This is a genomic window from Pedobacter sp. HMWF019 (assembly GCF_003061025.1).
Lineage (GTDB): Bacteria > Bacteroidota > Bacteroidia > Sphingobacteriales > Sphingobacteriaceae > Pedobacter.
The window spans coordinates 21,357-29,264 of sequence record NZ_QAIL01000083.1 but is presented as its reverse complement, the minus strand read 5'-3'; the positions used below and the strand labels follow the sequence as shown (position 1 = coordinate 29,264).

At 43.5% G+C, this 7,908-nt stretch carries 4 protein-coding genes; all 4 read right to left on the bottom strand.

All coding sequences use genetic code 11. The features are described 5' to 3' along the window. Positions 1 to 916 (bottom strand): S9 family peptidase (locus DBR11_RS05145; protein WP_199233762.1); only part of this gene is annotated, 916 nt, incomplete at its 3' end. A gap of 32 nt (positions 917 to 948) precedes the next feature. After that, positions 949 to 2,829 (bottom strand): glycoside hydrolase family 97 protein, encoded by a 1,881-nt coding sequence (locus tag DBR11_RS05140; RefSeq protein ID WP_108550535.1) that lies wholly within the window; start codon positions 2,827 to 2,829, stop codon positions 949 to 951. A gap of 10 nt (positions 2,830 to 2,839) precedes the next feature. Then, positions 2,840 to 4,303 carry a RagB/SusD family nutrient uptake outer membrane protein gene (locus DBR11_RS05135; protein ID WP_108550561.1) on the bottom strand — a complete coding sequence of 488 codons (1,464 nt, stop codon included), beginning with the start codon at positions 4,301 to 4,303 and terminating at the stop codon, positions 2,840 to 2,842. Between the two features lie 40 nt (positions 4,304 to 4,343). Continuing rightward, positions 4,344 to 7,727, bottom strand: coding sequence for a TonB-dependent receptor (locus DBR11_RS05130; protein ID WP_108550560.1), 3,384 nt, complete (start codon positions 7,725 to 7,727; stop codon positions 4,344 to 4,346). Between the last annotated feature and the right edge of the window lie 181 nt (positions 7,728 to 7,908).

Genomic DNA, 7,908 nt, shown 5'->3' with positions numbered 1-7,908 from the left:
CAGTCAGCCGGGCCAAACCTGGTGTACCATTGAGATAGCTGTTTATAAAAGTGTAAATTTCCTGGTTTCCCCAGCCATATGCATGGTTATGTTTTAGCCCTATTTTGATGGAAAGGATTTTATTTTTTACTTTATCGTAAGTTTTAGCATAACTATCCAGGAAAAAATTCCCGTCGTTTGTACCGTTGATAAACAAAACAGGCATGGATGCCCTCCCGATATACTGGGAAGGATCGTATTGTCTGATCCAGGTGCTCCTGTCACTATCGTTCAACTTGTCCAGATCTTTCCGCATCGCGCTGTTCTCGAACAAGAAACCGCAGCCATACACTGGCACTACTGCTTTATACCGTTTATCTACACCTGCAAGTACATTACTGATGATCCCGCCCCAGCTGATACCTGTTAGTGCTGTGCGGCTACTATCTACTTCTTTAAAGCTCCGGATCAGGTTATGCGCAAGAATGACATCCGCAACAGCCTGGTACATCCATTGCTCTTCTCTGTTTTTGGTTATGGTAAAATATGGAGTCTTGTTATCTGGTTCTTCAAAACCACCATCTATATGTTTTCTCTTTCCATCATTTCCCCTTAAATCCATAGCGATTGCTGCATAGCCCTTCTTCGCCCAAAGTATAGCCCATTGTTTAAAGGCTGTTCCTCCTCCTCCATGCACCAGTACCACAGCAGGCAAATTCCTGTCTTCTGCTGGTTGACCGCTGAGCATGCCCGGGCTGCAGTAATAAGCAAATACCTTATTCCGATGTCCTTTGTAGGGCAATCCATCGTAAACCAGTGTCTGCACAGAATCCTTGCTTAGCATTTTATAGGCAGGTACTTTATAGATGGGCTTGGTGTCCCACAGGCTGCCCTTTATTTGCCCATAGCCGGATAATCCTGCAAAAAGCAAGAACATAAATAGCAAATATATTTGATGTTTTACTGGCATTATCTTTCAAATTTAGCGATGTATCCTCCTCCTTCTCTCAGTTCAAGATGTATGATCTTGTGCATGGTATAGCTCGTATTCGATACCTCAACAGCATCAGATTGCCCTGTTTTATCTTTAATTTCCAACACTTTATAACTGCCATTGCCCAGAAAATCAAGCTGGATATCTATATTTTTTGGTCTGGCACCATTCATCACGGCAAGGAACCAGGTATTTCCTTTCCTTCTGGCAAACACTGCCATTTCGCCTATTGCCGAACCTGGTAAGACAACGGTCTGATCCCATACCGAAGGGATACTTTTGATCATTTCCACAGCCGGGTTTTGCAACAGATGTTCAGGGCTGGCTGCGTAGGTGAGCAATGGAGCACTTAAAATAGCGGCACTTGCCACCTGGTGTGCCCAGCTTGTATTTTTTCGGCGTTCACCAAAATTCACTGGTGTATATTCTGCAGGACCGGCAATAAATCTAGTAAAAGGAAGGGTTACTTCGTGCGTTGCCCGGTCGGCCAGTTTACTGGCTTCCATACCTTTTACAGCCTCCCGTGTCAATTCATTTGGCCAGGTTCGCTCCTGCCCGGTCGGTTTATTAGCTCCATGAAAATCAACCATAATTTGCAGACCAGCCGTTTCCCGGAGAATAGCCTGGTATAAATCAATAACGTCTTTCGCTTCATGATCAAAAAAGTCGATCTTCAGCCCCCGGATTCCCAGGTCATGGCAATGCTGAAACAAAGCATGCCTTTTACCCCCATCCCATAAATTCTTAGAATGTTCCCAGAGCCAGATATCAATGCCTTTAACTGCGGAATACTGCACCAGTTCGCGAAGTTCGGCATCGGTCCATTTATGCCAGAATCCTTCCAGAATATTATGTTTAAAGCCTAAATCAGCAGCTAATCTGGAATATTCTTTCATCTCCTCTAATGTGCTTTGCCCTCCTCCGTCCAGGTATTTCCAAACGGCTGGCCCGGGTTTTATCCAGGAGGTCTTTATACCCTGGGGAAATATTTTTGGATCTGGCGGCGGGCAGAGGTTGTGAACCATATCGTTGTTGACCAGATTATTGAGATTCTCTGCGATCATGACCACTCGCCAAGGGGTTGTAATTGTTCCCTTTATACGTGCAGGTTTGGAGAGCCTCAAGGTATCTGCAGCGCTGTAACGCAGTTTATATGGATAAGAAACGGGTTGCTCAGAAGGCAGTCTCAAGACCAAGTCTCTTTTTCCGTCGGTTTGAAGCGCCATTCCGCCATAATTTTTCAAATCCGCTTCCGTGATGGAAAGATAAAAAGAATTTTTTTGGAGCTGGAAAGTAACCGGTGGTGCTGCCCAATCACCTCTTCTCACTATATCCATATTCCGTTTTTCATATACACCTTCATAATGCGCATTGATATTGTGGTACCAGGCTGTTGTTCCTTCTGGAAGGGTAAATACAGTAGACTCTCCTACAATTCTTTCTACGCCGGTTTTACCGGGAACAATCAACCGGAAGGCAACCCCGTCATTAAACACACGGATATCTACAGTATATTTTACTCTACCTGCCGATAGAGCAATTTTTGCAGCGTTAAAATGGTTCTGTACAGTGGAATGAACGCCATACCAGGAATAATTTTCATTGAGCTGGTAGGCTTGTATTTTTCCAATCTGCACCTCCCTGTTTACCGGGGTCTGATTTACAGACATCCGGATGGGAGAAGGACCAACCACCAGTTGACCTTTATAGCGCACACTATAGCTCAGCTGCTTGTTTTGAACAAAAAGCTTAAAACGGATCAGCTGATCTGGACTCTGAACGGTAGGTTGATCTGCTGAACAAACTTTCGCTGTTGCCAGCAGCAACAACGAAAGTATAATTTTGATCCGGGTCATAACATTTGACTTAAAAACCTGTGTTTTGTGTCCAGACACCTTTCATAATATCCATCTGACCCAATGGTATCGGAAACAGGTAAGATTTGAATTTCCGCTTAGTTCCTTTGGAATCATAGGCAACCGAAGGAATGACCTGGTCTGCAATTTTCCAGCGGATCAGATCATTGTAACGAAGCCCCTCAAAGGCCAGTTCTACTCTTCGCTCATTTCTGATAATGTCGCGGGTCAGTACTACTTTTGGTGGCATATTTACTCCTGGTCTTGCCCTTACATCGTTCAGGGCTTTCAATGCTCTTACATCTCCACCTTGGCCGCTTTCAAACATCGCTTCTGCATACATGAGCAATACATCTGCATAGCGGATCTTGACCATGTGCTGATCGCTTAAAGTTGCCCCGGAAGCATTATTGATTGCTGTATTGACCCATTTTTTAAAGGCCATATTGGTATAAGGAATCTGACCTTCAGCAGTACTGCCGCTTTGCTTAAAACCACCAGGGTTATAAGCCCAGGGATCGCCGGCCTCGAATATGGTCATTTTTAATCTTGGATCTCCCGGTTCATAGGCGTTTCGGAGCTCTACAGTTGGAAATACCGACATTCTTCCCCCAATCACCTGGTCTAACGAATGATAATCATCAGGAGCCTTAAATTGTACGGAGAACATGATCTCTTTATTGTTGATCTGATCTCCGAAAAAGAGTCCGGAATAATTGCTGGACAAACGAAATGGATTAGAGGCATCTCCAATTAAACTCCAGGCTGTTTCAGCAGCCTCAGCATAACGCTGATTATTAAGTAACACCCTGGTTTTTAAAGCAATTGCAGATCCTTTTACTGCGCGACCATCGGTGTAAGCTGTGGCAGGAAGGTAAGAGATGGCTAAGTCCAGGTCTTTCAGGATCTGAGTAACCACATCAGCTTTCGGTGATCTGGGTGTCTGCATAAAATCTCCATCAAGGGTTGCAGGTTTCAAAATCAGTGGAAGGTCTCCGTAGAGCTGGGTCAGATCGTTGTAAAAGTAGGCACGTAAGAAAAGAGCCTCTCCTTTCATCTTATTTCTGGTAGTCTCGGCCATCGTACTTACCCGATCTACATTGGCCAGAAAATAGTTACAATAGGCAACCCCCTGGAAGCCGAATGTAAAACTTTTACTAACGATACCCGTGGTCGCTGAATTGTGTTCTCCTCTCATCACAAGATCAAAAGATTCGTAGTTGGAGGTGTTGGAAGCATTGTCAGAAAGGGCTTCCCAATACAGAGAGTTACCACTTTGACCTGGACCATTGGAAAAAATAGGCTCCTTAAGTTTAAAATAACAAGCAATTAATGCTTTATTGGCTTCACCTTCTGTTTTCCAGAAGTTTGCAGAGTCTGGATTGGCGAGTGGGTCTTTATCCAGCGTTTTCTTGCAGGAGCTGACCAAGGTACTCAGTATCAGCAGACAGATCAATTTTATATAGGTCTTCATCGGATTCTTTTTTTTATGGTTTAAGAAAGTCATCATCTTGTTAAAGCGTTACTTTCACTCCTACTGAATAAATTTTTGCTTGTGGATAGATGGCTGCACGCCCACTTGCAGCTGCACGTTCGGGATCACTTCCTTTAAAGAAGCTGGTAAAAGTGAGCAGGTTATCTCCTGAAAGGTAAAGCCTCAATGCTTGTATTTTGACTTTATTCAGAACCTTTGCAGGAAAATTATAGCCCAGCTGCAGATTTTTCAGCCTTAGATAAGAGGCATTTTGTAACCACCAGTCGGACACCTGAGTATCCGGGGCATAGTTTTCATTAAAGATATGAGGAATCGTATTGGAAGTTCCTTCTCCGTCCCAGGCATCTCTCCAGAAAGTTGGAGGTGGCCCCGCCTGTCTGAATGGCGCTATTCCCCACTCTTTCACATAGATCTTGCGTCCCTGCACCCCCTGGAAGAAAAAGCTCAGGTCAAAGTTCTTATAGTCTGCATTAAAAGTAAGACCGTAATTGAATTTTGGAAAGGCTCCGTCTACTACTACCCTGTCATCAGTTGTGATCTTTCCATCAGGCACGCCGTTTGGTCCGCTAACATCTTTGTATTTCATATCGCCCGGCTTTGGTTTAACCAATGGTGTTGGCCCATTATCAATCTCTGACTGGTTCTGGTAAATACCGTCAAACACATACATATAGTAAGAATTATATGGCAGACCTTCCTGACGGATATAACCATTACTGCTGTCAATCTCTCTGGCACCGAATTTCATGACTTTATTTTTATAGGTCTCGAAATTTCCCTGTACTTTGTAATGAAAGTTATGATCTCTGTTTTCGTAACCCAGAGAGAATTCCAAACCTGTATTCTTCATTTCACCCATATTAACGGTTGGGCCGGCAATCCCAATAAAATCAGGAACCTGCAATGCTCTGAGGATGTTTTTGGTATATTTGGAATACCAGTCTACGGAACCGGAGATCTTGGAATTGAACAGACTGAAATCAACACCAAAATCGGTTACTGTAGTCGTTTCCCAGGTAATGTTCCTGTTGATCAGGTCGGTCTGAGTAACACCTTGCTGCAGGGAACCCCCAATATTGTATAAAACCGGGTTGAGCACTTCCTGATAAGGATAAGGCATTTGTTCTCCACTAAGGGTACGGTTGACGTTCTGGTTACCTACCTGGCCCCAGGATAACCTGGCCTTCAGGCTATTTACCCATTTCACAGATTTCATAAAGTCTTCCTGTGAAATTCTCCATCCGGCTGAGGCAGAAGGAAAGAATCCCCATTTATTGCCATCCGGGAAACGTGAAGAACCGTCATAACGAAAATTTCCTTCCAATAGGTACTTCTCCTTGTAGTTGTAATTTACCCTTCCAAAAACAGATTGTAAAGCCCACTCATAAGCGAAGCCATCAGAAAGCTGCCCACCGGGAGAATAAGCACCCAATTCCGTAATATCATCTGAAGGCGCATTTCTTTTAAAACCTTGTAAACGATCATATCTGAACGTTTCCTGGCTTAGGCCTAGCAAAGCACTGAAATTATGGTCTTCCGCAAAGGTTTTGGTATAGTTTAAGGTTCCAAAAATGGTATACTGAACATCTTTTTCACTCCGTACGGTCAGGTTGTTTTCTCCCACAGTTCCGTTCCATTGTGTATTATACGCATACTGTCCTTTATCATCCGGAAGAAACATGTAGCCTGGTATACCTACCACATGTACCTTGGTTTGCTTGTCGTTATATTTAACCGCACCTTTGATCTCTCCTTTTAATCCGGGAAGAATGTCTATATCAAGAAATGCCGAAGCCAGCGTATAATAATTATTGATATAACGACCTCCATGTTCGGCAGTGGCGACAGGATTTTTATTTCCTCCTTCAAATATATATGCCTTTGAGGAATATCGGCCACTTCCATCAGGTAAAGTTGGAGCATAAGTTGGGTGGGCGGCCAAGGCACTCAATATCTGGTCTTCCGTAGAATTGCCATCGAAGTTGTTATTTAGGGCTGTTTCGTTCCTGTTTCCTTTGGAAAAGGCAATATTGGTTCCAAAAGTTACTTTCTTGTTCAGGCTCGTTTTAAAATTAAACTGGGCATCGTATCTTTTGTAACCCGTGGCAATAAGAATACCATCCTGGTTCAGATAGCCTGCACCAAAATTGTATGTAGTTCCTTCCTTGCCACCATTTACACTTAGAAAATGCTGTTGCATAGGTGCTGTACGAAAGATGGCATCCATCCAGTCGTAGCTTGGGTATTGTGCAGGATTGCTTATGGCACCCTGACGATAAGCATCAATCTGTGCCTGACTATAGGCTTGGTTTGCGTTAGTACCAGTGTAAGCGATAGCCTTATTGAGCAGTTCCATAAACTCTACAGAATTGGTGATCCTGTCATAAACTGAAGTTGCCCGCTGACTGCCGAAATTATAACTGTAATCAATATTCAATCGTCCTGCCTTACCGGACTTGGTGGTCACCAGAATTACCCCATTGGCTGCTCTTGATCCATAAATCGCCGCCGAAGCTGCATCTTTAAGCACTGAAACACTCTCAATTTGATTTGGATTTACATTGTTTAGGTTACCTTCCACCCCATCAATCAGGACCAGCGGATCGTTACCTGCACCGCTGAAAGTACCCTGACCACGAATCTGTATACCAGCATTTTCTGCGCCTGGCTGTCCGGAATTCTGGATGACCTGGACCCCCGGCATTCTGCCTTGCAGTAAAGAGGTGGTGTTGGGTGCTTGCCTGGTGGTAAGTTCTGAACCTGTAACAGAGGCCACGGCACCGGTAAGATTTACCTTCTTTTGCGTACCATACCCCACTACAACTACTTCTGTAAGTGCTTTATTTTCTTCTTTCAGCACTACATTCACTATGGTTTTTCCATTCACAGGAACTTCTTGTGGTGCGTATCCAATAAAACTAAACAGCAGTACACCGGTTCCGTCTGGCAGCGATAATGCATAATTCCCGTTCGTATCTGTCATTGCACCAATATTGCTGCCTTTTAGTTTTACGCTTACTCCTGGCAACGGGCCACCTTTTTCGTCTGTAACCCTACCTTTCAGTTCTACTTTCTGTGCAGGATTAAGTTTCACCTGGATCTGAGGACTTTCCTTTATAATAACTGCTTTGTCTTTTATGGTGAAAGTGAAAGGCTGGTTTTCGAAACAGCGTTTTAAAACCTCTTCTAATGATTCATTATGTACAGAAAGATCAACATTCTTTGCTTTTCTGATGTCCTCCAGATCGTAAAAGAAATCATATCCACTTTGTTTCCGGATTTCCTTGAATACCTGCTCAAGGCTGGCATTTTTTTTCGAAATGGTAATGCGCTGGGCTTTGCCGGCCTGTGCAAATTGCAAAAAGGCTGTGGTCAATAAAATTATGGTGAATTTAACTCGCATAATGAGTTTATTTTTATCTGTCTCGTTGATTCTGCGAAAAGCAGAATTCATTATCAACAGAAATTTGTGTACAAAGCCTGGTGGCTTACATACTGTTTGTTTGCAAAAGTTCATACATTTGGTTAGTTGGGTTTAAACGAAAATTAACTGTTAGAGGGTAAGCCCAATGATCTTAGCCGGG